The organism is Pseudomonas sp. S9, assembly GCF_000222125.1.
Taxonomy (GTDB): Bacteria; Pseudomonadota; Gammaproteobacteria; order Pseudomonadales; family Pseudomonadaceae; genus Aquipseudomonas; species Aquipseudomonas segetis.
This window is the reverse complement of the sequence record NZ_AFFX01000013.1, coordinates 42,709-68,361: the sequence shown is the minus strand read 5'-3', so window position 1 is coordinate 68,361 and position 25,653 is coordinate 42,709. Positions and strand designations below refer to the sequence as shown.

The 25,653-nt window shown below is 57.6% G+C and carries 21 protein-coding genes and 1 pseudogene; 9 read left to right on the top strand and 13 right to left on the bottom strand.

Features of this window, described 5'->3' with window-relative positions:
* Window positions 1-221: 221 nt before the first annotated feature.
* From ltaE to PSES9_RS0121245, 10 genes and pseudogenes are all read right to left on the bottom strand, one after another.
* Window positions 222-1,226 carry a low-specificity L-threonine aldolase gene (ltaE, locus tag PSES9_RS0121290; protein ID WP_010490388.1) on the bottom strand — a complete coding sequence of 335 codons (1,005 nt, stop codon included), beginning with the start codon at window positions 1,224-1,226 and terminating at the stop codon, window positions 222-224.
* A gap of 122 nt (window positions 1,227-1,348) precedes the next feature.
* Window positions 1,349-2,356: a succinylglutamate desuccinylase gene (astE, locus tag PSES9_RS0121285; protein WP_010490386.1), complete on the bottom strand. Its 1,008-nt coding sequence runs from the start codon at window positions 2,354-2,356 to the stop codon at window positions 1,349-1,351.
* Between the two features lie 92 nt (window positions 2,357-2,448).
* The gene (locus PSES9_RS0121280) at window positions 2,449-2,736 is read right to left on the bottom strand and encodes a hypothetical protein (protein ID WP_010490384.1); all 288 of its coding nucleotides are present in this window, start codon (window positions 2,734-2,736) and stop codon (window positions 2,449-2,451) included.
* A 14-nt stretch (window positions 2,737-2,750) separates the two neighbouring features.
* A pseudogene (astB, locus tag PSES9_RS24030) lies at window positions 2,751-4,140 on the bottom strand (N-succinylarginine dihydrolase).
* The gene (astD, locus tag PSES9_RS0121270) at window positions 4,137-5,600 is read right to left on the bottom strand and encodes a succinylglutamate-semialdehyde dehydrogenase (RefSeq protein WP_010490382.1); all 1,464 of its coding nucleotides are present in this window, start codon (window positions 5,598-5,600) and stop codon (window positions 4,137-4,139) included. The pseudogene astB and the gene astD overlap by 4 nt, the downstream one beginning before the upstream one ends.
* 71 nt (window positions 5,601-5,671) lie before the next feature.
* The gene (gene astA, locus PSES9_RS0121265) at window positions 5,672-6,688 is read right to left on the bottom strand and encodes an arginine N-succinyltransferase (protein ID WP_010490381.1); all 1,017 of its coding nucleotides are present in this window, start codon (window positions 6,686-6,688) and stop codon (window positions 5,672-5,674) included.
* Between the two features lie 9 nt (window positions 6,689-6,697).
* Entirely contained in the window at window positions 6,698-7,717 is a 1,020-nt protein-coding gene (gene aruF / locus PSES9_RS0121260) for an arginine/ornithine succinyltransferase subunit alpha (protein WP_010490379.1), read from the bottom strand.
* Window positions 7,718-7,917: 200 nt separating this feature from the next.
* Entirely contained in the window at window positions 7,918-9,138 is a 1,221-nt protein-coding gene (locus tag PSES9_RS0121255; protein WP_010490377.1) for an aspartate aminotransferase family protein, read from the bottom strand.
* A gap of 234 nt (window positions 9,139-9,372) precedes the next feature.
* Window positions 9,373-10,581 carry a patatin-like phospholipase family protein gene (locus tag PSES9_RS0121250; protein WP_010490375.1) on the bottom strand — a complete coding sequence of 403 codons (1,209 nt, stop codon included), beginning with the start codon at window positions 10,579-10,581 and terminating at the stop codon, window positions 9,373-9,375.
* 48 nt (window positions 10,582-10,629) lie between these two features.
* Window positions 10,630-11,568, bottom strand: a complete 939-nt coding sequence (locus PSES9_RS0121245; protein ID WP_010490373.1) for a lipid A biosynthesis lauroyl acyltransferase — start codon at window positions 11,566-11,568, stop codon at window positions 10,630-10,632.
* A gap of 237 nt (window positions 11,569-11,805) precedes the next feature.
* Here PSES9_RS0121245 and minC point away from each other — a divergent pair, with 237 nt between their 5' ends.
* From minC to PSES9_RS0121225, 4 genes are all read left to right on the top strand, one after another.
* Window positions 11,806-12,552 carry a septum site-determining protein MinC gene (gene minC, locus PSES9_RS0121240; RefSeq protein ID WP_010490371.1) on the top strand — a complete coding sequence of 249 codons (747 nt, stop codon included), beginning with the start codon at window positions 11,806-11,808 and terminating at the stop codon, window positions 12,550-12,552.
* A gap of 101 nt (window positions 12,553-12,653) precedes the next feature.
* On the top strand, window positions 12,654-13,469 hold the full coding sequence (gene minD, locus PSES9_RS0121235) for a septum site-determining protein MinD (protein ID WP_010490370.1): 816 nt from the start codon (window positions 12,654-12,656) through the stop codon (window positions 13,467-13,469).
* On the top strand, window positions 13,466-13,720 hold the full coding sequence (gene minE / locus PSES9_RS0121230) for a cell division topological specificity factor MinE (protein ID WP_010490368.1): 255 nt from the start codon (window positions 13,466-13,468) through the stop codon (window positions 13,718-13,720). The genes minD and minE overlap by 4 nt, the downstream gene beginning before the upstream one ends.
* A 71-nt stretch (window positions 13,721-13,791) precedes the next feature.
* Window positions 13,792-14,487: an RluA family pseudouridine synthase gene (locus tag PSES9_RS0121225; protein WP_138943174.1), complete on the top strand. Its 696-nt coding sequence runs from the start codon at window positions 13,792-13,794 to the stop codon at window positions 14,485-14,487.
* 48 nt (window positions 14,488-14,535) lie between these two features.
* On the opposite strand, the gene PSES9_RS0121220 is transcribed toward PSES9_RS0121225, so the two are convergent.
* Complete coding sequence (locus PSES9_RS0121220) at window positions 14,536-16,140, bottom strand: ATP-binding protein (protein ID WP_010490364.1); 1,605 nt, start codon at window positions 16,138-16,140, stop codon at window positions 14,536-14,538.
* Entirely contained in the window at window positions 16,137-16,859 is a 723-nt protein-coding gene (locus tag PSES9_RS0121215; protein WP_010490362.1) for a winged helix-turn-helix domain-containing protein, read from the bottom strand. Before PSES9_RS0121215 ends, PSES9_RS0121220 begins: the two co-directional genes overlap by 4 nt.
* Before the next feature lie 868 nt (window positions 16,860-17,727).
* Between PSES9_RS0121215 and PSES9_RS0121210 the strand changes: the two genes are divergently transcribed.
* From PSES9_RS0121210 to PSES9_RS0121195, 5 genes are all read left to right on the top strand, one after another.
* The gene (locus PSES9_RS0121210) at window positions 17,728-20,637 is read left to right on the top strand and encodes a ribonucleoside-diphosphate reductase subunit alpha (protein ID WP_010490360.1); all 2,910 of its coding nucleotides are present in this window, start codon (window positions 17,728-17,730) and stop codon (window positions 20,635-20,637) included.
* Window positions 20,638-21,073: 436 nt separating this feature from the next.
* A complete protein-coding gene (locus PSES9_RS0121205; protein ID WP_010490359.1) occupies window positions 21,074-22,327 on the top strand; it encodes a ribonucleotide-diphosphate reductase subunit beta in 1,254 nt (417 codons plus the stop codon).
* Window positions 22,328-22,463: 136 nt separating this feature from the next.
* Window positions 22,464-22,898, top strand: a complete 435-nt coding sequence (locus PSES9_RS0121200; RefSeq protein ID WP_010490357.1) for a type 1 fimbrial protein — start codon at window positions 22,464-22,466, stop codon at window positions 22,896-22,898.
* Window positions 22,899-23,284: 386 nt separating this feature from the next.
* Window positions 23,285-23,443, top strand: a complete 159-nt coding sequence (locus PSES9_RS25095) for a hypothetical protein (protein WP_157998251.1) — start codon at window positions 23,285-23,287, stop codon at window positions 23,441-23,443.
* 103 nt (window positions 23,444-23,546) lie between these two features.
* Window positions 23,547-24,803 carry an OprD family porin gene (locus PSES9_RS0121195; protein WP_010490355.1) on the top strand — a complete coding sequence of 419 codons (1,257 nt, stop codon included), beginning with the start codon at window positions 23,547-23,549 and terminating at the stop codon, window positions 24,801-24,803.
* A gap of 75 nt (window positions 24,804-24,878) precedes the next feature.
* Here PSES9_RS0121195 and PSES9_RS0121190 read toward each other — a convergent pair whose 3' ends face one another.
* A complete protein-coding gene (locus PSES9_RS0121190) occupies window positions 24,879-25,622 on the bottom strand; it encodes a class I SAM-dependent DNA methyltransferase (protein ID WP_010490353.1) in 744 nt (247 codons plus the stop codon).
* Window positions 25,623-25,653 lie beyond the last annotated feature (31 nt).

Genomic DNA, 25,653 nt, shown 5'->3' with positions numbered 1-25,653 from the left:
TTTCCACGGCATTAGGCGTTTTTGCATAACATTCCAAGGGTAGAAAGCGGCGGCCAGCATCAGCCAAAACAGCTTAAATACACTCATGACATTGAGTAAACGCGCGCTCCAGAGCAGGTTGCAGGCGCAAATTCAGCGCACGCGAACAAATACCGGAGCGGCGGCAAAGGGCCGCATTATATAGGGCCTGAGCAATCGGTACAGTGTTTGTGCGATAAAGGTCAAGATTGTTTGAAATCTGCAAAGCCTTTAAGCACATGCTTGATGTCATCGGCGCTGACATCCAGGTGCGTGACCATACGCAACCGTGGTGCGGCCGTAAGCTTTACACCACGCTCGGCAAGAAAGCTTTTCAGCGAGTTTGCCTGCTCACCGACCTGCGCATACACCATGTTGGTCTGCACCGGCTCCACGCTGTAACCCAGCGCACGCAAGCCCTCACCGAGCGCCTGGGCATTGGCATGATCCTGAGCAAGGCGTTCGACCTGATGCTCCAGGGCATACAACCCGGCAGCCGCGAGCAAACCGGCCTGGCGCATGCCACCACCCACCATCTTGCGCAGGCGCCTGGCCTTGCCGATCAATTCATCACTGCCGCAAAGCACAGAGCCCACGGGAGCACCGAGGCCTTTGGACAGGCACACCGATACCGAATCAAAGTGACGAGTGATTTGCAACGGATCGACACCCAGCTTGACCGAGGCGTTGTACAAGCGCGCACCATCGAGATGCAGGCTCAAGCCATGCTTGTGGGTGAACTCACGCGCGGCAGCCAGGTAGTCCAGCGGCAAGACTTTACCCTGCATGGTGTTTTCCAGCGCCAGCAAGCGGGTGCGGGCAAAATGGAAATCATCCATCTTGATCGCTGCGGCCACCTTGGCCAGATCCAGTGAACCATCGGCTTCACCTTCAATAGGCTGTGGCTGGATCGACCCCAGCACTGCGGCGCCACCGCCTTCATACTTATAGGTGTGCGCTTGCTGGCCAACGATATATTCATCACCCCGCTGACAATGCGCCATCAGCCCAAGCAGGTTGCTCATGGTTCCAGTCGGGACAAAAAGACCAGCAGCAAAGCCAAGCTTATCCGCCAAGTAGGTTTCAAGACGGGTGACGCTTGGGTCTTCGCCATAGACATCGTCACCCAGCTCTGCAGCCTGCATCGCCTCGCGCATGCCCGGGGTTGGTAATGTAACTGTATCGCTACGTAGATCGATAATTGGCATGGACTGGGTTCCTTGAAGTCTGTGGCAGTGGCTAAACCCAGATGCTAAAGGCTGCCAGCTCGACTCACAAGGTACAGTTAAGGCCGATATTGGCCGGTGGCGACTCCTCGAGCGGTGCCAGGTTAGAGCAGATCAGCCGCATTGCTCGGCACTATCAAAATCGCGGCGCGCAAGCCGTTCTTCACCGCAGGATTGGGGAAAATGACCCGCTCGCCCTTTTCAATGACCCAGGTTGCACCGCCAGCGTCCTCGGCCAACAAGTAGCCAAGCGGCAGTTCGCTGAAGTTCTCGATGTCGTCAGGCAAATGCAGCTTGAACGCATCGCTGCGCTTGATCACCTCGCGCGAAACCCTGAAAACCTGCAGGCCATCAAGCCCGACGGGCTCATCCTCAGGCTCCTGGCCTTCGATAATTTGCTGGATGCGTGCCTCGAGCAAATCCAGGTTAACCAACTGGTTTTCGCCAAAGGCCCGGGCCTTGCCCAGCTCCAGGGTGAAGGCTTCGGCATTGAGGGTTTCGTAGGTAAAGGCGCTGAAGGTAATTGAACCCTTGCGTTGCAAGAGCACCGCATCTATACCGCCAGCATTCAAACGCTGCAGCTCTCGCTGCGAATGCGAGCGCCCTTCGGCCCAGGGATAGATCGCGAACTGTTCGATTTTTGAACCACGGATTGCCGTGTGCAAATCGTAATGCAGGCGCGAGCGCTCAGGCTCGCGGAAAAAGGCGCTTGCCAGGTGCTCAAGCTCACTGGCTCGAATCGCCTCGAACCCCTCGGCCTGCTCATGACGGCCATTAAACAAGCGATTGAGGTCTTGCTCTACATAACGCTCGCCTTGGCGAATGGCTTGCGGGTTACCAAACAGTATCAATATTCGCACCCGCGGCTTGATCTCACCACGGGCAATGCCATAAAGCAATCGGTCGAGCAACTCGATAGGCGCGGTCTCATTACCGTGAACACCGGCAGACAGCAGCAGGTCAAGGCCATTGTCCTTGCCCGCCGGCGGGGTGACTTCCAGCGCCCCCTCGGCCAACCAACGCAAACGCGTGCCTTCGGTAGTTACCTGGATCTTAGTTGCAGGCTCGCGCCCGGCCAACGTCAGCTCAAGCAATTTTCCTAAGGCAAGCATATAAAACTCCGATTATCTGCCCGGAGAGCCCTGGCCAAGGCCAGGTCTTCCAGAGGTTCAGCCATCTATCCGTTCTGCGGCAACAGCCTGGCTTAGTGATTGCAGTCTGGACCGTGCACATGCCCCTCGCCATCATCAAGGTCGGCACTTTCCATTTCCAGCTCCAGGCTGACCAGGTTGGTCGCCAATGGGCGCAGCAGCAGATTGGCATATTCGGTATCACCTTCAGCCACATCAACCCCGATCATCAACTGGTTGTTACCCACTTGCTGAATCCATACTTCCTTACCCTGCCAGACCACAGCAAAGCGCGTGCAGGAGGTTTCCAGCTGTGTGCCGTCTGTGTCTTCAAGAATCATTTGCAGGGCGTCATTGGACATTATCAAAACTCTCTTTAAGCAAGTTGGAAGGAATACACCGAGCCTAGTTTAAGGATCTGCGTCAGCTCGTCCAATGCCGTGCGGCACTCGACAAGCAATTGCGGGTCGGCCAGATCGTTTTCGCTCAAGCGATCCCGGTAGTGTTTATCAACCCAGACATTGAGTGTGTCATACAGGCTCGGAGTCATGATCACTCCCTGATTGACCGCCTGCAGCTCAGTGTCTTTTAGCGCCACGCGCAAACGCAGGCATGCGGGGCCGCCGCCGTTTTGCATGCTTTGCTTGAGGTCGAATACCTTGACCTCGCGGATAGGCCCGTTGCCGTTGGTCAGTTGCTGCAGGTAATTCCAGACATTGGAATTGTTGCGGCACTCTTCGGGAACGATCAGCAACATGCCGCCATCGGCGCGACTCAGCAACTGGCTGTTGAACAGATAGGACTTGACTGCGTCATCCACAGTGACAGCATCACGCGGCACGCACACCGGCTTGAAGTTAGCACCGCGACGTGCCAGCTTCTCGGCAAGCTCGGCCAGCACTGACTCGCTGTCGAGGAAGGCATCCTGGTGATAGAACAACACCTCACCATTGCCCACTGAAATCACGTCGTTGTGGAACACGCCCTGATCAATCACCGCCGGTGTTTGCTGAGCGTAAACAACGGCATCGCCACTCAAGCCGTGCAAACGCGCGATCGCCTGCGAAGCTTCAAGGGTTTGCCGTGCCGGGTAGTTCTGTGGCGCCGGAAAACGACTGTCGAATGCGCTGCGGCCAAACACGAAGAACTCCACGCCCGGCTCGCCGTAGCTTTTGCAAAAACGTGTGTGATTCGCCGCGCCTTCATCGCCAAACTGGGCAACCGCGGGCAATGCCGGGTGATGGGCGAAGTGCTGCGGGTCAACAAACATGCCCGCCAGGATACGACTGGTGGGCGGGGTCAACAAACATGCCCGCCAGGATACGACTGGTGGTCGGGTGTTCGATCGAGCGGTGGAACTTGCAATTGAGATTGGCAGCCGTGAAATGCACACGGCCATCGGCCGTATCGGCGCTGGGGCTGACCGTACAGGCATTGGCGGTCCACATGCTCGATGCTGAACAACTCGCCACCAACAAGGGCATGGCTTCCTTGGCTGCACGGCTGATGACCTGCGCGTCGCTGCCGGTAAAGCCAATACTGCGCAGTGCATCGACATCAGGCCGCTCTTGCGGAGCGAGCACGCCCTGCTTGAAGCCCAGGTCCATCAGCGCCTTCATTTTGGTCAGCCCCTGCTTGGCCGCCTCTTTGGGGCTGGAGCTGGCCTGGCTGTTACTTTGCGAGGCAACGTTGCCATACGACAGGCCGCCGTAGTTGTGCGTAGGCCCGACCAGACCATCGAAGTTTACTTCATAGGCGTTGCTCATAGGCTTACTCCTGGCGTCAAGGTAGCAGGCAGACTCAGGGTCTCAGTTTCCAGCGAAGCCACTGGATAGGCGCAATAATCGGCAGCGTAATAGGCGCTGGCGCGGTGGTTACCCGAAGCACCGACCCCACCAAAGGGCGCGCTGCTGGCCGCACCAGTGAGCTGCTTGTTCCAATTGACGATTCCGGCGCGGCTTTCAAGCCAGAACTGCTCGTAGCGGGCCTTGGAGTCAGACAACAACCCAGCAGCCAGGCCAAACGCGGTATTGTTGGCCTCGCGGATTGCATCGGCGAACTGGTCGTAGCGGATCACTTGCAACAGCGGTCCGAAGAACTCTTCATCGGCACGCTCGGCCACTGCGGTCACATCGATAATGCCCGGCGTGAGCAAGGCGGCACCGGCCTGGGGTTGAGTCATTTCCAGCAATGCACGGGCGCCATTGGCCAATAATTGCTGCTGCGCCGTCATCAAGTGCTGCGCCGCCGCCAGGGAGATCACCGACCCCATAAATGGCGCGGGTTGGGCATCAAAGGCAGCGACTTTGATATCGCTTGCCACCTTGACCAGCCGCGCCAGCAAGGCATCGCCCCACTCGCCCTGGGGCACCAGCAATCGCCGCGCACAGGTGCAACGCTGGCCTGCGGAGATAAACGCCGACTGGATAATGGTGTAGACAGCAGCATCCACATCGGCCACCTGATCAATCACCAGCGGGTTGTTGCCGCCCATCTCCAGCGCCAGGATCTTGTCCGGGCGACCCGCAAACTGGTTGTGCAGCAGATTCCCGGTGCGGCTCGACCCGGTGAAGAACAAGCCATCGATTTCGCTGTTAGCAGCCAGGGCAACCCCGGTTTCACGCGCACCCTGGACCAGGTTGAGCACGCCGGCTGGCAAACCCGCTTCAATCCAGCACTTGACCGTGATTTCAGCGACCTTGGGTGTCAGTTCGCTGGGCTTGAACACCACCGCATTGCCTGCCAGCAAGGCCGGCACTATGTGACCATTGGGCAAGTGACCGGGAAAGTTGTAGGGCCCAAACACCGCGACCACACCATGGGGTTTGTGCCGCAACACGGCCGTGGCATCAGCCAGCGGTCCACTCTTCTCGCCGGTGCGCTCACGGTAGCTCTGCACCGAGATCGCCACTTTATTGACCATGCTGCTGGCTTCGGTTGCCGACTCCCACAACGGCTTGCCGGTTTCTTCACCGATGGCATGGGCCAGTTCGTCTGCATGTTGCTTCAGGGTAGCGGCAAAGGCTTCAAGCACTTCAATACGTTGCTCAAGGCTGCGCGACGCCCAGCCAGGAAATGCACCGCGTGCAGCCTCGACCGCAGCATTTACCTGTTCGGCACTGGCTTCACGACCTTCCCAGAGCACATCCTGAGTAACCGGGTTCAGCGATTGAAAGATCGCGCCCTTGCCGTCCTGCCAATGCCCTGCAATGTAATGAGTGCTCATCTTGTTCTACCACTCCCAGCAATTCTCGTGGCCCGACGAAACGTCGACCCCTGATTCGTGTTAGCGCCGGCTCAACCGCGCGCCGACAAACTGACTGCCCGCACTTGATCGCCCGCCGACAGCTGCAAACGCTTGGCGGTCAAGGCATCGACCACCAATGTGCCGGCCGCCAGGCGTGCCGGCGCAGCCGTAATCCGGCAATTCTCGCGCTTGCGGTTATGCATGACGAAAGGGCTGGCATCGTCGCCCGGCGTACCAATGGCCAATACCAGTGTCTGGCTGTCACGCACGGCGCGGATCTTTTGAGTTTCCGCCTCGATAGCAGGGCCTGCATCGAAAATATCAACATAGCCCTGGTAGCTGAACCCCTCGCCCTTGAGCATGGTCAGCGCAGGTTCGGTATCGGGATGAACCCGACCGATGCTGTTACGCGCATCTTCGGAGAGAAAGCAGGTATAGAGCGGAAACTTGGGCATCAGCTCAGCGATAAATGATTTGTTGCCCACACCGGTGAGGTAGTCCGCCTGGCTGAACTCCATCTTGAAGAAGTGTCTTCCCAGGCTCTCCCAGAACGGCGAACGCCCCTGCTCATCCGACATGCCACGCATCTCGGCCATCACCTTGTCGCCAAACAACTCGGGAAACTCGGCAATAAACATGAAGCGCGCCTTCGACAGCATGCGGCCATTGATACCGGTGCGGTGGTCGGCACGCAGAAACAGCGAGCACAGTTCCGAGTTGCCGGTCAGGTCGTTGGCCAGAAACAGCGTCGGGATCTGCCGGTGGATATTCAACTCTTGCGAGGCACTGACCGTCAGCCCGACACGGTAGTTGTACCAAGGCTCACGCAGACCAACCGCGCCGGCAATGGCGGAAATACCAACCACCTCGCCTTCGTCGGTTTCGAGGACGAACAAGTAATCGGCATCACCGCGCTCGGCTTCGCCGCGAAAGGTCTTTTCAGCCCAGCCGACTCGGTGCGCCAGGCGCGCCTCGTTGGCTGGCAATGTAGTCAAGCCTGCGCCAGTACTGCGCGCCAGGTCGATCAGGGCCGCGAGATCGGCACTGCGTACGGGACGAACGATCATGCTGACTCCTTAAATCGCGACCAGACGGACGCTGACGCCTTCACCGACACCCAAGACATCGGCGGTTTGCAAATCAAGAGTGACCGGACGACCCGGCACCCAATCCAGCTCGACGACTATGGCGCGGAAATCCTGCAATTGGCCGTTACTGACCAAATACATGCGTCCGCCACCTTGCTCGCGCTCACCCAGCAACACAGGCACCATCCGGCTCTGGGCGATGGTACGAATACCCGAGGTGCGGGCGTGCAAGGTAGGCCCACCGTCGAAAATATCGATGTAGTGATCAGTCTCGAAGCCTTCGCGCATCAGGATATCGAAGGTGATTTGCGCACGCGGATGCACCTGCCCCATGGCTTCTTGAGCGCTGTCAGGCAGGAGCGGAACGTATATCGGGTAATGTGGCATCAACTCGGCGAGAAAAGTACGGCTCTTCAAGCCACACAAGCGTTCGGCCTCGGCGTAGTTCATGTCGAAGAAGTTACGTCCGACCGCATCCCAGAACGGCGAGTCCCCCGAGTCATCGCTGTAGCCCACGATCTCGACCACGACCGCATCGGCAAACCGCTCTGGATGGGTGGCGACAAACAACAGGCGGGCGCGGGAGTTAAGCTCGGCAAACACGGTACTGACCAACGGCCGCTCGACATAAAAGCTGGTCAGCAGGCTATTGCCGGTCAGGTCGTGGCACAACGAAAGCACGTGGGTCTTGTTGTGAATCTTCAGCTCACGCGAGTTATGCACGAAGGTTTCGTTGCGAAAGCTGTAGAAGGGTTCTGAATAACCGGTCGAAGCCATGATCCCCGAGCAGCCGACCAGGCGACCTGTCTCGGTGTCTTCGAGCACAAAGAAATAGCTTTCTTCGCCGTTAAAGCTGACTTCAGCCGCGAACGAGGCTTCGGACGCCTCGATTTTATCGCTAAGGCGGCCAACGTCGTCCGGCAGTGAAGTCACACCAACCGGGCTGTCCGCGGCCAGACGCTGTACTTCCGCAAGGTCAGCCATTTGCGCGGGGCGCATCACCAGCATGGTGTCACTCCTATCAAGAAAAGCCCCAGAACACTCGCGCAGAGTGGCCTGGAGAAAACTGCAACCAATGGCAGCAGCACACAAGATTATTCATCCATGAGCGAACTTCAGGCGATCCATGCGGCCGAGGCTCGCGCCTGGAGCAAACAACAAGACAACTCACCCGCATAGCGTCTAAACGAATTGCGGGTGAGCGCCAATCAGGCTTGGGTCAGTTTGGCGACTGCACGCTCAAAACGTGCCAGGCCTTCGTCAATATCAGCATCCTCAACCACCAGGCTTGGCGCGAAGCGCACCACATCCGGGCCCGCTTGCAGAACCATGAGGTTTTCAGCGGCGGCCGCCTCAAGGATGGTTTTGGCTTTGCCCTTCCAGGCGTCGCTAAGGGCACAACCGAGCAAAAGGCCAAAGCCACGAACTTCGCTGAACACACCGTATTGCTGGCCGATCTGCTCAAGCCTGGTCTTGAATCGCTCATGCTTGGCTTGCACACCCGCCAATACTTCAGGCGTGTTGATGATGTCGACCACCGCCTCAGCCACCGCACAGGCCAGCGGATTGCCGCCGTAAGTCGTACCGTGGGTGCCCACGGCCAAATGTTTGGCCAGCTCATTGGTGGTCAGCATAGCCCCGATCGGGAAGCCGCCGCCCAGGCTCTTGGCGCTGGACAATATGTCCGGCGTCACGCCGTAATGCTGGTAGGTAAACAGCGAACCGCTACGCCCCATGCCGCTTTGCACTTCATCGAAAACCAGCAGCGCATTGTGCTGGTCGCACAGTTCGCGAGCACCTTGCAGGTATGCCAGGTCGGCAGGTACCACGCCGCCCTCGCCCTGGATTGGCTCAAGCACGATCGCGCAGGTCTTGTCGGAAACAGCGGCCTTGAGCGCATCAAGATCATTGTAGGGAACATGGCTGATGCCCTTGATCTTTGGGCCAAAGCCGTCGGAGTACTTGGGCTGGCCGCCAACGCTGACAGTGAACAGGGTGCGACCGTGGAAACTGTTTACCGCGGCAATGATTTCGCACTTGTCTTCGCCAAACTTATCGAAGGCAACGCGACGGGCCAGCTTGAAGGCAGCCTCGTTCGCCTCGGCGCCGGAGTTGCAGAAGAACACGCGCTCGGCAAAGGTTGCATCGATCAGCTTCTTGGCCAGGCGCAGCGCTGGCTCGTTGGTGAACACATTGGACACGTGCCACAGCGTATTGGCCTGCTCAGTCAACACCTTGACCAACGCTGGGTGCGCATGGCCAAGCACGTTGACCGCGATGCCGCCAGAGAAGTCGATCAGCTCGCGACCGCTCTGATCCCAGACTCGCGACCCTTTGCCGCGCACAGGAATAAACGCTGCGGGCGCATAGTTTGGAACCATAACCTGATCGAAATCGGCGCGCTGTACCGGGTCGTGCTGAACAGACATCTGAACTCTCCTGACAAGGAAACGCCTGCTTTTAGTAGCAGGTGATGAAAAGGATTGTAGGGATTGCGATGCGGATGGCATTGCCGTCATGCGACAACTTCTTATAGCGCCACCCCTTGGAAAACCGGCGCTTATGGAAATGCGACACAAAGCATCGGTATGGCGCAGTTTAAACTGCCGTTCACAGTGCATGGGCATGGCGTAGCGATTTTTTCGCAAAATGGCCCTGCGCTGTTAAACCGGTATCTGCGTCACCGGTAGCGCTATTGGGTCAGAGGCAGTGCCCAACGACAAAAAGGTGCAGAGCCTGGCCTTCTGCGCCATCGCATCCTGGTAGCCCAATTCGATCAACTCGCGGCAATAACCGGGCTCGAACAATAAATAACTGAGCACACCAGCGCCGCTGTCACGCGTGGCGCCCGGACCACGCAAGAACAGGCGCACCGAGGCCGGCATTTCCCGACGATGGCGCGCGGCTATCTCATCCAGAGGCTGACTTGGCGCTATCACCAACACCTCCACCGGCTTGAGATTGCTTGAATTCTGTTGCTCCGGGGTGATCATGCGACTCAAGTGGTTGATTCTTTCCAACAACTCGATATCCGCCTCAAGGCGATCAATAAAGGTGCTGTTGAGCAGATGCCCACTGATCTGCGCCAGCGTTGGCGGCTTCGCGACACCGCTGTGCCTTGGCATATGGATGGCGCGCTCTTGCTGAAAGTGATCGCTCACCCCCACCACGAGCACCCGGTTGGCTCCCAGGTGCAAGGCCGGGCTGATGGGCGCAGACTGACGCACCGCACCGTCGCCAAAGTATTCGTTATTGATCTTGACCGGTGCAAACAGCAGCGGAATTGCCGAACTGGCCAGCAAGTGATCCAGGCCCAGGCGAGTTGGAATCCCAATGCGCCGATGCCTGAACCAGGAATCGATGGTTGAACGCCCCTGATAAAAGGTCACAGCCTGCCCCGAGTCGTAGCCAAAGGCTGTAACCGCCACCGCATTAAGCTTGCGGCTACGCACCGCTGCGGATATCCCGCTGAAATCCAGCTCACGGGCCAGCAACTCTTTTAGCGGCGAGCTATTAAGCAGCGCCACGGGAACCTGCCCGCCAAGGCCCAGCATGCTATTGCCAATGAACCGGCTCGCCTGCGCCAGCACTCCAGACCAGTCACTGCGATACACCGAAGCTGTGCTGAAACCTTGCCAAACACTGCTGAGTCGCTGAACAGCCTGGGCAAAATGCATCGCCCCGCACGCCAGGCTCACGGCATTGATAGCCCCTGCAGAAGTGCCGACTATGACTGGAAATGGATTGTTTTGCGGGTCGGGCAGCAAATCGGCGATAGCCGCCAATACGCCAACCTGATAGGCCGCCCGGGCCCCGCCACCCGAGAGAATCAACCCGGTAACGGCGTCATTTGCGCTAGGCGTGATACTCATCCGCACACCTTAAATAGTCCTGCCAGTAAAGAGTCGACTCGCCATGCCCTACTTGCGCTTGCGCTTTTTATAGAGTTTTGCCTCGCCCGGCGGGCGCGTCTTGAAGCGTCGATGCGCCCACAGGTACTGCTCGGGGCAGGCACTGACAGCTTGCTCGACCCATTGGTTGATGCGCAAGCAATCTGCTTCTTCACTTTCACCCGGGAAATCACTCAGCGGCGGGTGAATCACCAGGCGGTAACCGCTGCCGTCGGCCAGGCGCTCCTGAGTGAAGGGCAACACCCGAGCACGTCCCAGGCGAGCGAATTTGGTTGTCGCAGTGACGGTTGCGGCCTGAACCCCAAACAAGGGAACGAAAATACTCTGCTTGCGCCCGTAATCCTGATCAGGCGCATACCAGATGGCGCGACCGGCACGCAGCACCTTGAGCATGGCGCGCACATCCTCACGCTCGATCGCAGTGGCATCAAGGTTATGCCGCTCACGCCCGCGCCGCTGTATATAGTCGAATAACGGGTTGTCGTGTTCGCGGTACATGCCGTCAATCGTATGCTGCTGGCCCAAGAGCGCAGCCCCGATCTCCAGGGTCGTGAAATGCAGCGCCATCAAGATCACGCCCTGACCTTCAGCCTGGGCTTGCTGCAAGTGCTCAATGCCCTCGACCTTGGCCAGTTTCGCCAAGCGCGACCGCGACCACCACCAACTCATGGCCATTTCAAAGAAGGCAATGCCGGTGGAGGCGAAGTTTTCACGAATCAAACGCTCGCGTTCGGCATTGCCCATCTGCGGGTAGCACAACTGCAGGTTACGCGTGATGATTTCGCAGCGTTCCCTGGCGAAGACCTGCATTACCGCGCCGAGCATACGCCCCAGCCAAAGCAAGGCCTTGTACGGCAACTGTACGATCAGCCATAGCAGGCCAAGCCCCAACCAAAGCGGCCAAAACCTCGGATGCAGAAACTCGCGGCGAAACACGGGACGATCCATGAACAATTCCAATCCAAAACACAATAGCTGGGCATTCTATCAGGACTTTTCCTCGGGCCTGTTGTCTATGCCGATGTGCGAGAATGGTCCCGCAACTTCAAACCCCATCGCAGCTGCCTGTCCATACCCAGGTTTTGCCAGGTAAATCGGCTGGCCGCTTGCGGCTCGACAAGGTTCTCGCTATAAACCCCACACTACTCGCGCTGCAGTTCAACCAAAAGGCGTTCCAGGCACACCATGAGTCAAGCTGACCTTCTCGACCAAGTTCCAGTTTTCCAACTAAAGGGCAGCATGCTGGCCATCACCGTGATGGAGTTGTCGCGCAACGACAGCGCGCTGCTTGATCAGCAACTGGCCTCCAAAGTCGCCCAGGCACCTAATTTCTTCAGCAACACCCCGCTGGTGCTAGCGGTGGACAAACTGCCCGCCGCCGAAACCAAGCTCGATCTCAGCGAGTTGATCGCCGTATGCCGCAAGCATGGCCTGCGTACCCTGGCCGTGCGCGCCAGCAGCGAAGAACATATCGCAGCTGCCAATGCCCTGGACCTGCCCGTACTGCCGCCCTCCGGTGCTCGCGAACGACCACTCGACCCGGCACCCGCGCCCGTCGAGAAAAAACCTGAAAAACCACAAAAACCCGCCGAGCCCGAACATAAACCGACTAAAGTGGTGACCAGCCCTGTACGTGGTGGCCAACAAGTCTACGCTCAAGGCTCGGATCTACTGGTCCTGGCACCGGTCAGCGCCGGAGCGGAACTTCTGGCCGATGGCAACATCCATGTTTACGCACCTATGCGCGGGCGCGCCCTTGCCGGAATCAAGGGCAATCTCAAAGCGCGTATATTCTGCCAGCAACTGGGCGCAGAACTGCTCTCGATTGCCGGCCATTACAAGGTGTCCGAAGATCTTCGGCGCGATCCGTTGTGGGGTAAGGGGGTTCATGTCAGCTTGTCTGGTGACGAGTTGAACATCACTCGGCTTTAACGGATACTGCCGCCAATTTCCGGGACACATATAAGGGCATCTGGACGCCTCGAACGGCTGAACGATTCCCGCTTTTATTTCACATTTTGGGGTGAATCACCTTGGCCAAGATCCTCGTAGTTACTTCCGGCAAGGGTGGCGTAGGCAAAACGACCACTAGCGCCGCCATCGGTACCGGTCTCGCTCTGCGCGGGCACAAAACCGTCATCGTCGACTTCGACGTTGGCCTGCGCAACCTTGACCTGATCATGGGCTGCGAACGCCGCGTGGTGTACGACTTCGTAAACGTCGTAAACGGCGAAGCGACGCTGACCCAGGCACTGATCAAAGACAAGCGCCTGGAAAACCTTTACGTGCTGGCCGCCAGCCAAACCCGTGACAAGGACGCACTCACACTCGAAGGCGTCGAAAAAGTCATCAAGGAATTGTCCGAAAACTTCGAATACGTGGTCTGTGACTCGCCTGCCGGTATCGAAAAAGGCGCACACCTGGCCATGTACTTCGCTGACGAAGCGATTGTCGTGACCAACCCAGAAGTCTCTTCGGTCCGTGACTCCGACCGTATGCTCGGCCTGCTTTCGAGCAAGTCGCGTCGTGCCGAGAATGGCGACGAGCCAATCAAGGAACACCTGCTGCTGACTCGCTACAACCCCGAGCGCGTGGTCAAGGGCGAAATGCTTGGCGTTGAAGACGTCGAAGAAATCCTGGCAATCCGCCTGATTGGCGTGATTCCTGAGTCACAAGCAGTCCTCAAGGCCTCCAACCAGGGCGTGCCGGTAATCCTGGACGACCAAAGCGACGCAGGCCAGGCATACAGCGATGCAGTTGACCGCCTGCTCGGCAAAACCGTTGAGCATCGCTTCCTTGATGTTCAGAAGAAGGGATTCTTGCAACGTTTATTTGGAGGTCGTGAATGAATATTTTTGACTTCTTTCGTGAGCGCAAAAAGGGAACAACTGCTTCTATCGCGAAAGAGCGCCTGCAAATCATCGTCGCCCACGAGCGTGGCCAGCGCAGCCAGCCGGATTACCTTCCGGCCCTGCAACAAGAACTGGTTGATGTGATTCGCAAGTACGTCAACATCGATTCAGACCAGGTTCAGGTCGCACTGGAAAATCAGGGTAGCTGCTCGATTCTGGAGCTGAACATCACCCTGCCCGAGCGCTGATAACCTCGGCCACAGGCAACACCCCGACAAAATGGCGGCTTTAGGGCCGCCATTTTGTTTTCCGCCGATCAATGCACCGCTACGCCAGGCTGGTAAGATTAGCCTTTGCCCAAGCCCACACTAGAAGCCCCATGCCCCTCAGTCAGATTGAAATTCTCCACCAGGACGCCGCACTGCTGGTGATCAACAAACCAACTCTGCTGCTCTCGGTGCCCGGCCGCGCCGAAGACAACAAGGATTGCCTGGTCACTCGCCTGCAGGAAAACGGCTACCCCGAAGCCCGCATCGTCCACCGTCTCGACTGGGAAACATCAGGGATAATAGTGCTGGCGCGCGACGCAGACAGCCATCGTGAACTGTCACGTCAATTCCATGACCGCGAAACCGAGAAAGCCTACAGCGCGCTGTGCTGGGGCCAACCTGAACGCGACAGCGGCAGCATTGACCTACCACTGCGCTACGACCCGCCAACCAAGCCACGCCACGTGGTCGATCATGAACACGGCAAGCACGCCCTGACTTACTGGCAGGTGACCGAACGCTGCGCAGATTATTGCCGGGTAGAACTCACACCCATCACTGGCCGCTCGCACCAACTACGCGTCCACATGCTATCGATTGGCCACCCGCTACTGGGCGATGGTCTCTATGCCCATGAACAAGCACTCGCCGCCTACCCACGCCTGTGCCTGCACGCCAATATGCTCACCCTCACCCACCCGCAGACTGGTGAGCGCATGCGCTTTGAGTGCCCAGCCCCATTTTAAGGCTGCAACCCTGCCCTGTAGCGTGCCACAACGCGAAGCTTGTGCAGCCTAGGCCTGGCGACGCGGCCAGACCAGACTGAAATGCGCGCCCCCCAGCGCTTCGCTATGGCCCAGTTGCGAACGCCCGGCGTGCCAATAGATGATTCGCCGCACAATCGACAGGCCCAGGCCATGCCCGCCAGATGAGCGCGTACGGCTGTCATCCAGGCGCAGGAACGGAGTGAAGATCCGCTCCCATTCGTCTTCCGGTACGCCGGGCCCGTCATCCTCGACGCTCAGGCAACAGCGCTCGTCATCAATTTGATAGCTGATGCGCACCCGCGTCTCGGCGTGACGCAGGGCATTGCTCACCAGGTTTTGCAACGCGCGGTGCAAGTAGCGAGGTTCCGCCTCGACCAATGCGGCGCCCGCATCAACAGCAGCGGATGAAGGCCCACACTCAATCTGCACCTCGGCACGCAGCGGCGCCAGTTCATCGGCCACTTGCTCGATTAACAGCTGTAGATTGACAGGCTGGAAGTTGATCGCAGGCGCCCCCTGCTCCAACCGGGCGTAGGTGAGCATTTCATCCACCAGCTTATCGAGGTCATGGATGTCGCTGTCCATGCCCTCCAGATAACGCTGGCGATCCTGCTCATTGCTGGCGTCCTCGACCATTTCCAGGCCAAATCGCAAACGCGCCAACGGTGTGCGTAGCTCGTGCGACACGGCGCGCACCATTTCGCGCTGAATCCCCAGCGAGCGCTGCAAGTGCTCGGCCATATCATTGAATGCAGATGCCAGGCGCCCGACCGAGTCGGCGCCGTGCGCCGCAACCCGCGCATCCAGCTTACCGCTGGCGATCAAGCTGGCCGCCCCCTCAAGCCCTCGAAGACGGCGCTCCAAAGGCCGCACCAGAAAGTACACGGTCACGCCAATCAAGCTCAGCCCAAGCATGGCGATCAATACCAGCAACTGCGGTGGGTAGGGATTCATCTGGTATAGCGGGCCAATCTCCAGCACCCAGGGCGTATCGACAATCCCAGAGTACACATGAATGGTGTCGCCGCCTTTGCCCAGGGCCATTACCGTGTCGCTTTCATCAATGCGCCGCCGCTGATCAACATCAAGATTGGCATCCTCGATGCGGATCAGCCGCAGATCGAAGCCAAACTGCTTGCTCTGCTTGATATCGGCCAGGCGCTGGGGCTGCTCATCCACCGGGAAGCGCACCAGTTCATCAATCAGCAGAAAGATGGTTGCGCGTGCCAATTGCTCGCTGATTTGGCGCACCTCGCCAACCAGCAAGAGCTGCTGCGATTCACTGATCAAGGTGGAAACCTGCACGGCGTGTGGGCCAATGAGCTTGACCACCACCTGGCCACGTAGCAGTCGGCTACGCGAGGTACTGTCGAGGCCCGAGTCGGCCACCGAGACGATTTGCAGCGGGATACCCAACAACCGCGACCAGGTTGCAATGGCGCGGCGGCGCTCGACATCAATCATCGGCTGCAGGTTATCGGCCATCAGGTTGAAAGTGCCGCGCGCCAAATCCTCGCGATACTGGTCGCTGCGCACTTCGTTGACCAGGTGCAGGGTGCCGACGCCGAGCAGCCCGACCAGCACCAGCACGGCCAGCATGCCGACATAGATGCGCAGGAAAATTGAGTTCATCGGTAAAAGGCAGCCGCCTCGGGCACAAACAGGTAACCCTTGCTGCGCACTGTCTTGATCAAACGAGGGTGCTCCGGATCATCACCAATCTTGGGCCGGATACGCGAGATGCGCACATCGATCGAGCGATCCTGGCCGTCATACTCGATGCCTCGCAAGGCGGTGAAGATTTCTTCTCGCGACAGAATCCGCCCGGCATTGGAGGTCAGTAGCCAGAGCAGGTCGAACTCTGCCCCGGTCAACTCAATATGCTGGTCGGCCAGCCAGGCTTCACGCAGTGCGTTATCCACCACCAGCGGCCCGAACTGCAGTCGACGCTCCCCTGCAACAGGAGTGCTGGCCCGAGGCTCAAAGCGCCTGAGCAATGCCTGGATTCGCGCCAGCAACAAACGAGGCCGCACCGGCTTGCAGACGTAATCATCGGCGCCGGTCTCAAGACCGAGCACATGATCGGTATCATCGGTGCGAGCAGTCAGCATCAGAATCGGGCCAGGGTAATCCGCGCGCACCTTGCTGCAAACCTGCAAGCCACTCTCGCCCGGCAGCATCACATCGAGAATCACCAGATCGGGTTGTTCACGAACTATTCGCCCAGCCGCTTGCGCGCCGTCCGACTCAATTTCGGCCTGCATTCCGTTGGCCAACAGATAATCGCGGGTTAACTCTGCCAAGCGCTGATCATCCTCGACAATCAACACCCGCGGCGGTTTTTGCTCCACAATTCTCTCCTTATAGACACCTACAACAGCCTTGAGCCCAGACAACTGGCGTGCAGATTGTAGCAACCAACACCGACCACTGGCTGGGTGCATAGTGTACATTCCCGGCGCCGCATGCCAGACGGTTAAATCGGCATAGCCCACTCCCGCATCCATGTGACAGGGTTCACAGCGAATGCCACCTCGCGTAGAGTGCGCCGCCCCTGCACAAACCGCTCCAACTCCTGTAATAAAAACCCTACATATTGTGTTTATGTGATTGACTAAAAACTTGCTTTCAGAGACTCAAAAAAACATTTTTTACTACGACGAACGGTGCGGGGAGACAAATCCCAGTAATAACGGGGCTTTGCGAAAACTACCCCATGTTAACCCACAGCTTTATCCACAGGCTGGCACAACATGTTCACTTGCCATCCCTCCCACACCGCACTATCTTGTATCTCACGCGAGCCAAACACCTACATATTGGGTTTTCGCACAATAAACAACCAAGCATATTTGCACCTAAAAGATCCAGTCCTGAACTGAAAAAGTGCACCTTATTTGCTGTTCAACCTGTTTCAAGGCGGTACACAGCGGTCACAGTGTGAATAACGCCAGCAGAGCGTACTCAGCGTGACCGAGCTGCAGAGTCGAACCAGGCCAACTACTACATCTAGTATCGCCAACCACAAGTTGGCACAAGACTTAAAAGAGCCAGGAAGGCGTTTATCAGCCACGCCTTCCCTGCCCTGTTTTTGCAAGCCCCATGCGCGTAGTGATCCTGCTCTGCGCATGGCGTTGTTGAAATGGAATGAACGACAGGTGACTTGCAGTAAACCACTGTAAATGCCGGTCTACATAAATACAGAACACGGAGACATCCATGCATACCGACACCAATCGCGAGAACCAGCAGGCCAAAGCGCCGCAGGCTTACGACGCCACCCAGGACCTGGCGGCAACCGCGCCAGGTCAGCTGCGTGTGATCAAGCGGAACGGCACTGTTGTGCCCTATACCGATGACAAGATCACCGTTGCCATCACCAAGGCGTTTCTTGCAGTTGAGGGTGGCACCGCTGCCGCCTCGTCACGTATCCATGAGACAGTTGCGCGCCTGACTGAACAAGTCACCACCACGTTCAAGCGTCGCATGCCTTCGGGCGGCACCATTCATATCGAAGAAATCCAGGACCAGGTAGAACTGGCCCTCATGCGTGCCGGCGAACAGAAAGTCGCGCGCGACTACGTGATCTACCGCGAATCGCGTTCGCAAGAGCGCAAGCGCGAAGTCAGCAACGGCATTGCCGAGCCGCACCCAAGCATCCGCGTCACTCATCCTGACGGCAGCGTTGCACCGCTGGACATGGGTCGCCTGAACACCATCATCACCGAGGCCTGCGAAGGCCTGGCCGAGGTCGATGGCGAGCTGATCCAGAAAGAAACCCTGAAGAACCTCTATGACGGCGTTGCCCAGAGTGACGTCAATACCGCGCTGGTGATGACCGCGCGGACCCTGGTAGAGCGCGAGCCGAACTACACCTACGTTACCGCTCGCCTGCTGATGGACAACATTCGTGCAGAAGGCCTGAGCTTCCTCGAGGTCGCCACCAGCGCCACCCATCACGAAATGGCTGATCTATACGCCAAGGCACTGCCTGCCTACATCGCCAAGGGCATCGAGTTCGACCTGCTCGATCCGAAGCTGCAAGACTTCGACCTGGAGAAGCTCGGCAAGGCCATCAACCACGAGCGCGACGGTCAGTTCACCTACCTTGGCCTGCAGACCCTGTACGACCGTTACTTCATCCACAAGGACGGTATTCGCTTCGAACTGCCACAGGTGTTCTTCATGCGCGTGGCCATGGGCCTGGCGATGGAAGAGCAGCAAAAAGAAGACCGCGCCATCGAGTTCTACAACCTGCTGTCGTCGTTCGACTACATGAGCTCGACCCCAACCCTGTTCAACGCCGGAACCCTGCGCCCGCAGCTGTCGTCCTGCTACCTGACCACAGTGCCGGACGACCTGTCTGGCATCTACCATGCGATCCACGACAACGCCATGCTGTCGAAATTCGCCGGTGGCCTGGGCAATGACTGGACACCGGTTCGCTCGCTGGGCGCCTACATCAAAGGCACCAACGGTAAATCCCAAGGTGTTGTGCCCTTCCTCAAGGTGGTCAACGACACCGCCGTTGCCGTAAACCAGGGTGGCAAGCGTAAAGGTGCAGTGTGCGCCTACCTTGAAACCTGGCACATGGATATCGAAGAATTCATCGAACTGCGCAAGAACACCGGTGATGACCGTCGCCGCACGCACGACATGAACACCGCCAACTGGATTCCCGACCTGTTCATGAAGCGCGTCTTCGATGACGGCAAGTGGACCCTATTCTCGCCAAGCGAAGTGCCGGACCTGCACGACCTGACCGGCAAGGCCTTTGAAGAGCGCTACGAATACTACGAAGCGCTGATCGAGTACGGCAAGATCAAGCTGCACAAGACCATTCAGGCCAAAGACCTGTGGCGTAAAATGCTGTCCATGCTGTTCGAAACCGGCCACCCATGGCTGACGTTCAAGGATCCATGCAACCTGCGCAGCCCGCAGCAGCATGTTGGCGTGGTCCACAGCTCGAACCTGTGCACCGAGATCACCTTGAACACCAACAAGGACGAGATCGCGGTTTGCAACCTGGGCTCGATCAACCTGCCGAACCACATCGTCGACGGCAAGCTCGACACCGCCAAGTTGCAGAAGACCGTCAACACCGCGGTACGCATGCTCGATAACGTTATCGACATCAACTACTACTCGGTGCCGCAGGCGCGCAACTCCAACTTCAAGCACCGTCCAGTTGGCCTGGGCATCATGGGCTTCCAGGATGCGCTGTACCTGCAGCACATTCCTTACGGTTCGGACGCGGCAGTCGAGTTCGCCGACAAATCGATGGAAGCAGTCAGCTACTACGCGATTCAAGCCTCGTGCGACCTCGCTGACGAGCGCGGCAGCTACGAGACTTTCGACGGTTCGTTGTGGTCCAAAGGCATCCTGCCACTCGACTCGCAACAGATCCTTATCGAGCAGCGTGGCCAGAAGTACATTGATGTAGACCTTAATGAAACCCTCGACTGGGCACCGGTTCGCGCCCGTGTACAGAAAGGGATTCGCAACTCCAACATCATGGCCATCGCACCCACCGCGACCATCGCCAACATCACGGGCGTCTCGCAGTCGATCGAACCGACCTATCAAAACCTGTACGTGAAATCGAACCTCTCCGGCGAGTTCACCGTGATCAACCCATACCTGGTTCGCGACCTTAAAGCACGCGGCCTGTGGGACTCGGTCATGATCAACGACCTGAAGTACTACGACGGTTCCGTGCAGCAGATCGAACGCATCCCGCAAGAGCTCAAAGAGCTCTATGCCACCGCGTTTGAAGTTGAAACCAAGTGGATCGTCGACGCTGCCAGCCGTCGCCAGAAGTGGATCGACCAGGCACAGTCACTGAACCTGTACATCGCTGGTGCATCGGGCAAGAAGCTCGACGTGACCTACCGCATGGCCTGGTACCGTGGCCTGAAAACCACTTACTACCTCCGTGCCCTGGCCGCGACCAGCACCGAGAAGTCGACAGTCAACACCGGCAAGCTCAATGCGGTCTCAAGCGGCGGCAACGACGGTTTGAGCGCAGCGCCAGGCAAGGCTGCACCGCAAGTCGAAATGGCGGCCGGACCTGCGCCAGTGCCTAAGGCTTGTGCCATTGATGAGCCTGATTGCGAAGCCTGCCAGTAAGTAGAAAATGACGCGCGATGCTGAGAGGCATCCGCGTTGTTGCCGACTGGTTCTGCCCCATCACGTACATACGTGCGCTCAGGGGTCCAGGATCAGTCGGCGCCTAGCGGCGACTCTCTCAGTCTCACCCTCGGGTTGCTGCAAGTAGAGTGATGACGAACCGAAGTTTGTTCGGATGATTCAGATCAACAGACCCGGCGCAATAACACAGCAAGATTGCTAGGCTTGGTTATCAACTAGCAAGAAATACAGCGTTAGAACCTTTGGGCTCTAACTACAGATTTAGAGTATTGCCAGCGACGTTCAGGCAAGGCAAACAGGGTTGAGCCCGGGCTGTGTACAGCTGTACATAAGCAGGCGATTACCCCGTTTAAAGCAGTATGAACGGCGCGCAGCAAACTCGGATGTCCACCCACCTGAAAGGAGCCAACCGACTATGTTGAGCTGGGACGAATTCGAAAAGGAAGACGACGCAGAAACTGCAGTCGCTACCGCTAACAACGCGACCGCCATGGCGGACATGAACATCGACAAGCTCGACCAGGTTGGTGGTGCAGCGGCTGAAGAAGCCCGCGCAGTATCGGCTGACGACAGTGCTGCAATCGCCCGTGCCAAAGCAGCACTGGACGAACTCGACATCGCCGAAGGCCTGGCCGAGCTGGAAGGCACCTCGGCCCGTGTTGCGGTTGACAAAAAGCGCATGACCAACTGCCGCGCCGACCTGAACCAACTCGTACCCTTCAAGTACGACTGGGCCTGGCAGAAGTATCTGGACGGTTGCGCCAACCACTGGATGCCGCAAGAAGTCAACATGAACGCCGACATCGCCCTGTGGAAAAGCACCGACGGCCTGACCGACGACGAGCGCCGCATTGTCATGCGCAACCTCGGCTTCTTCTCCACCGCCGACTCCCTGGTTGCCAACAACCTGGTGCTGGCCGTGTATCGCTTGATCACCAACCCGGAATGCCGCCAGTACATCCTGCGCCAGGCCTTCGAAGAGGCAATCCACACTCACGCCTACCAATACTGCATCGAGTCACTGGCCATGGATGAAGGTGAAATCTTCAACATGTACCACGAGATTCCTTCGGTCGCGAAGAAAGCCTCCTGGGGCCTGAAGTACACCCGCTCGATCTCCGATCCGAAGTTCGAAACCGGTACTGTTGAGACCGACAAGGAACTGTTGCGCAACCTGATCGCCTACTACTGCGTACTGGAAGGCATCTTCTTCTATTGCGGCTTTACCCAGATCCTGTCCATGGGCCGTCGCAACAAGATGACCGGCGTTGCCGAACAGTTCCAGTACATCCTGCGCGATGAGTCGATGCACCTGAACTTCGGTATCGACGTGATCAACCAGATCAAAATCGAAAACCCACACCTGTGGGATGCATCGATGAAAGAAGAAGCCACGCAGATGATTCTGCAGGGCACCCAGCTTGAGATCGAATACGCACGTGACACCATGCCACGCGGCGTACTGGGCATGAACGCGGCAATGATGGAGGACTACCTCAAGTTCATCGCCAACCGCCGCCTGACCCAGATCGGCCTGAAAGAAGAGTACCCAGGCACCACCAACCCATTCCCATGGATGAGCGAGATCATGGACCTGAAGAAAGAGAAAAACTTCTTCGAGACCCGCGTGATCGAGTATCAAACAGGCGGTGCCCTGAGCTGGGATTGATCTTGCTCAGGAACTCATAGCCACAAGCATCCTGCTTTCCACAAGATGCACCCAAAAAGCCTCGCTTGATGCGGGGCTTTTCTTTGCCTGTCCAACAGGTCCCACGCTTTGGACTTCAGCAATTGAAGGACAACGCATGCCCCAGCACGACCTCTACTTGTGCAAAAAACCTAAAGCCCTTTCTGCAGCTGCCGATAAACCAATTAGGACAATTACGTTCAAGCGAAAGAAAGGTATTACCATGAACAACAATAAATATCGGTTCGCAACCTTGGCTCTCTTGGCTATTTTCTCCCCCGCCACCTTTGCAGAAACCGCCACAAATGCCATCAGCATTTATGGACGAGTGCTCGAACCCGCATGCCAAGTCAGTGTCGACCAGCGTGCAGGGACACGAGCACTGAACGTCCGGGTGACGGAGTGCAAGTCACCCGTCAATGCATCCTTGAAAGCCCGAGACTCAAGCGCCCACCTTGCCTCTGCAAGCATTTCGCCCCTACAGGGAATGAGTTATACGCCCCCCTCAGGCACACCTATTCAAGCCGCGATTATTACCCTGGAGTACAACTGACAGACTGCCGATCAGCACTCTTGAGGAAACAAGGTAGATCCACCGGGTTCAAGTCGCTGATAACACTTGGCCAGAACCCATTAGGCTGAATGCCAAACGAAGTACCAAGCCCTTCCAGGAAGGCAATATCAAGTCGGTAATCACGGGTCGTTACCGAAATCCTGCTGCTGCCGCAGCACCCGCATGGCCTCTGCCAGGTTCATGGATGAACGCTAGGAGGCCCTTCGCCTCAGCCCCCGCCACACAACTCAGGCGAATATAGCCTGCAGTTCATCAGCGCCTAACAGGGTGTTCGAGAATAGTGAATATCGAGCCTTGGAACGCTGCGTTAGAGTCCAGGGCTAAGTTTTTCGGACGCTTATAAAAACCTGGCAAGGAGGCCGACCATGGACACGCTCGTTACCTGCCTGCAAGTGACGCAACAGGGCATATCCAGCACCAGCGGCTCGCTGGCCACTGCCAAGCAACCCTGTCCAGCTCGCATGTCATCAGTCCCCCGAGCCCTTGCCAAGACTCACCGCTTAAGCCATGCATCGCCGTTGTGAATACGACGCCTATCGAGCTGCCCGCTTTTCTTCCCGCCACGCCGTCAGACAACAACAAGAACGACCGCGAGATTTACCAACCCTGAAAATGAAGAGCAATAAGATGAACAAATACAGCCTCAACATTGCCATCACATCCGGTGTTTTTGGCCTGTCCCTATGCACAGCCGCCCACGCCGAGCTGATCAAGGACACCACTGCCACCCTGGAAGCGCGCAACTACTATTTCAACCGTGACTTCCGCCAGGAAGGGGCTAGCCAGAGCAAGCGCGAGGAATGGGCACAGGGTTTTATCCTGCGTGTGGACTCCGGCTATACAGAAGGCCCTGTAGGTGTTGGTGTAGATGCCATCGGCATGTTTGGTTTCAAGCTCGACAGCGGCGGCGGAACGGCCGGGACCAACTTGCTGGTGCCTGATCGCTCGGGCGGATCGCAAGACAACTCATCTGACCTGGCAGTAGCGGCCAAGGCCAAATACTCGAATACCGCTGTGCGGGCTGGCAGTATGCAGTTCAAGAACATGGCAGTCAGCTCAAGCGATGGGCGCCTGTTGCCGCAGGTGTTCAGAGGCGGCCAATTGATCTCCACGGAAATCGAAAGGCTGTTAATCGATGGCGGCTACCTGAGCCAGGTCAACAACCGTGACTCGAGCGATTTCGAAGACATAAAAATGATTTCCGGTGGCAAGCGTGGCATCAATGTGCGCGGCGACAATGCCAGCGACTCCTTCCGGTTTCTCGGCGGTAGCTACCGTCTTACCGAAGACCTGACCGCTTCCTACTACTATTCCAACCTGGAAGACCTGTACAAGCAGAACTCCTTTAACCTGGTGCAAATCCTGCCGCTGGGTGAAGGTCAGAGCCTCAAGGCAGACCTGCGTTATGCGCGCTCCACCGATGATGGTCGCAGCAATGTCGACAACAAGAGCATGGGCGCGATGTTCACCTACAGCCTGAATAGCCATAGCTTCGGCCTTGGTTACCAGAAAATGAGTGGCGATACTGGCGCAGCTTATATCGGCGGTACAGACCCGTTCCTGGTCAACTATGTGCAGATCAGTGACTTCGCCAACAAGGATGAGTCCTCCTGGCAGGCACGCTACGACTATGACTTCAAGGGCGCCGGGATCCCCGGCTTGAAGTTCATGACCCGCTACCTGAACGGTGACAACGTCGACCTGGGCGCAGCAGCCGGTGATGGCAAGGAATGGGAACGCGACATCGAGCTGAAATATGTATTCCAACAAGGCCCGATGAAGAACTTTTCCGTGCGCTGGCGTAATGCGATGGTGCGCTCCAACTTCACCAACGATATTGACGAGAACCGCTTGATCCTCAGCTACACCCTGCCCCTGCTCTGATACAGGAACCACCCGGCTTCAGCCAGCAGCATGCTGGCTGAAGCACAGCATCACGACGTTTCAGAGATTCCGAGATCAAATTTTCACGCAGGCAAACAGCGCATTTCCCGACTGCCTGTCCCACGGATTGATCATACTGTAGTCATGTTCGAGCACATGTACCTCGAAGTAAGGCTGCAACAGCGCCTGCAACTCGGCAAACCCCACGGCCACCATGGGGTGTTCGTCGTGCCAAACCTGGGTTTCACCCGCCATGGTTCTCTGAATGCTCAGCTTCAGCGATTGCTGCGAGCCTGTGCCGTGGTAATGCCAGGCGGAGCTGAAATTGAACAGGCTGTTTTCATGGCGCGCGCTGTGCGACACAAATGAATGGTTGTCGATCAGGTTCTTGTCGACAGCATTGAAGCAGAACAGTCCACCGCGCTTGAGTGCGCCGTGAACACTGGCGATACAAGCCTTGAGCCGGTCAATGCCAGCGCTGTAGTGGATCGAATACAAAAAACAGGTAATCAGATCCAAGGGCTCAGCCACCTTGAAGCTACACATATCCTGCATGGAAAACCGCGCTTCCGGGCAGCGCAACATGGCCCTGTCGAGCATCGGCTGATTGATGTCCAACCCGCTGCTTTGGTAGCCCGCGTCGATAAAGTGGCGAACATGGGGCCCGGTGCCGCAAGCCAGGTCAAGATGATGCTTGCCGGCATTGCCAAACAACTGCTGCAAGCGGTGGATGCACTGGCTTTGCGTCTGGTAGTCAATATCAGCGCACATCAGATCGTAATAACCCGACAAGTCGGTATAGAGAGCGTTGCCGGGCATGATGACCTGAAGGATTAGCGGGGATTTGGGG

What these genes read in the sequence shown, in the direction of transcription:
- astA (WP_010490381.1), bottom strand. Translation starts at nt 6,688, where the DNA reads ATGATCGTTCGTCCCGTACGCAGTGCCGATCTCGCGGCCCTGATCGAC.
- astD (WP_010490382.1), bottom strand. Translation starts at nt 5,600, where the DNA reads ATGAGCACTCATTACATTGCAGGGCATTGGCAGGACGGCAAGGGCGCG.
- PSES9_RS0121280 (WP_010490384.1), bottom strand. Translation starts at nt 2,736, where the DNA reads ATGTCCAATGACGCCCTGCAAATGATTCTTGAAGACACAGACGGCACA.
- PSES9_RS0121195 (WP_010490355.1), top strand. Translation starts at nt 23,547, where the DNA reads ATGAACAAATACAGCCTCAACATTGCCATCACATCCGGTGTTTTTGGC.
- ltaE (WP_010490388.1), bottom strand. Translation starts at nt 1,226, where the DNA reads ATGCCAATTATCGATCTACGTAGCGATACAGTTACATTACCAACCCCG.
- PSES9_RS0121200 (WP_010490357.1), top strand. Translation starts at nt 22,464, where the DNA reads ATGCCCCAGCACGACCTCTACTTGTGCAAAAAACCTAAAGCCCTTTCT.
- PSES9_RS0121210 (WP_010490360.1), top strand. Translation starts at nt 17,728, where the DNA reads ATGCATACCGACACCAATCGCGAGAACCAGCAGGCCAAAGCGCCGCAG.
- PSES9_RS25095 (WP_157998251.1), top strand. Translation starts at nt 23,285, where the DNA reads ATGGACACGCTCGTTACCTGCCTGCAAGTGACGCAACAGGGCATATCC.
- PSES9_RS0121250 (WP_010490375.1), bottom strand. Translation starts at nt 10,581, where the DNA reads ATGAGTATCACGCCTAGCGCAAATGACGCCGTTACCGGGTTGATTCTC.
- PSES9_RS0121205 (WP_010490359.1), top strand. Translation starts at nt 21,074, where the DNA reads ATGTTGAGCTGGGACGAATTCGAAAAGGAAGACGACGCAGAAACTGCA.
- PSES9_RS0121245 (WP_010490373.1), bottom strand. Translation starts at nt 11,568, where the DNA reads ATGGATCGTCCCGTGTTTCGCCGCGAGTTTCTGCATCCGAGGTTTTGG.
- aruF (WP_010490379.1), bottom strand. Translation starts at nt 7,717, where the DNA reads ATGCTGGTGATGCGCCCCGCGCAAATGGCTGACCTTGCGGAAGTACAG.
- minC (WP_010490371.1), top strand. Translation starts at nt 11,806, where the DNA reads ATGAGTCAAGCTGACCTTCTCGACCAAGTTCCAGTTTTCCAACTAAAG.
- PSES9_RS0121220 (WP_010490364.1), bottom strand. Translation starts at nt 16,140, where the DNA reads ATGAACTCAATTTTCCTGCGCATCTATGTCGGCATGCTGGCCGTGCTG.
- minE (WP_010490368.1), top strand. Translation starts at nt 13,466, where the DNA reads ATGAATATTTTTGACTTCTTTCGTGAGCGCAAAAAGGGAACAACTGCT.
- PSES9_RS0121255 (WP_010490377.1), bottom strand. Translation starts at nt 9,138, where the DNA reads ATGTCTGTTCAGCACGACCCGGTACAGCGCGCCGATTTCGATCAGGTT.
- astE (WP_010490386.1), bottom strand. Translation starts at nt 2,356, where the DNA reads ATGCTTGCCTTAGGAAAATTGCTTGAGCTGACGTTGGCCGGGCGCGAG.
- PSES9_RS0121225 (WP_138943174.1), top strand. Translation starts at nt 13,792, where the DNA reads ATGCACCGCTACGCCAGGCTGGTAAGATTAGCCTTTGCCCAAGCCCAC.
- PSES9_RS0121190 (WP_010490353.1), bottom strand. Translation starts at nt 25,622, where the DNA reads ATGCCCGGCAACGCTCTCTATACCGACTTGTCGGGTTATTACGATCTG.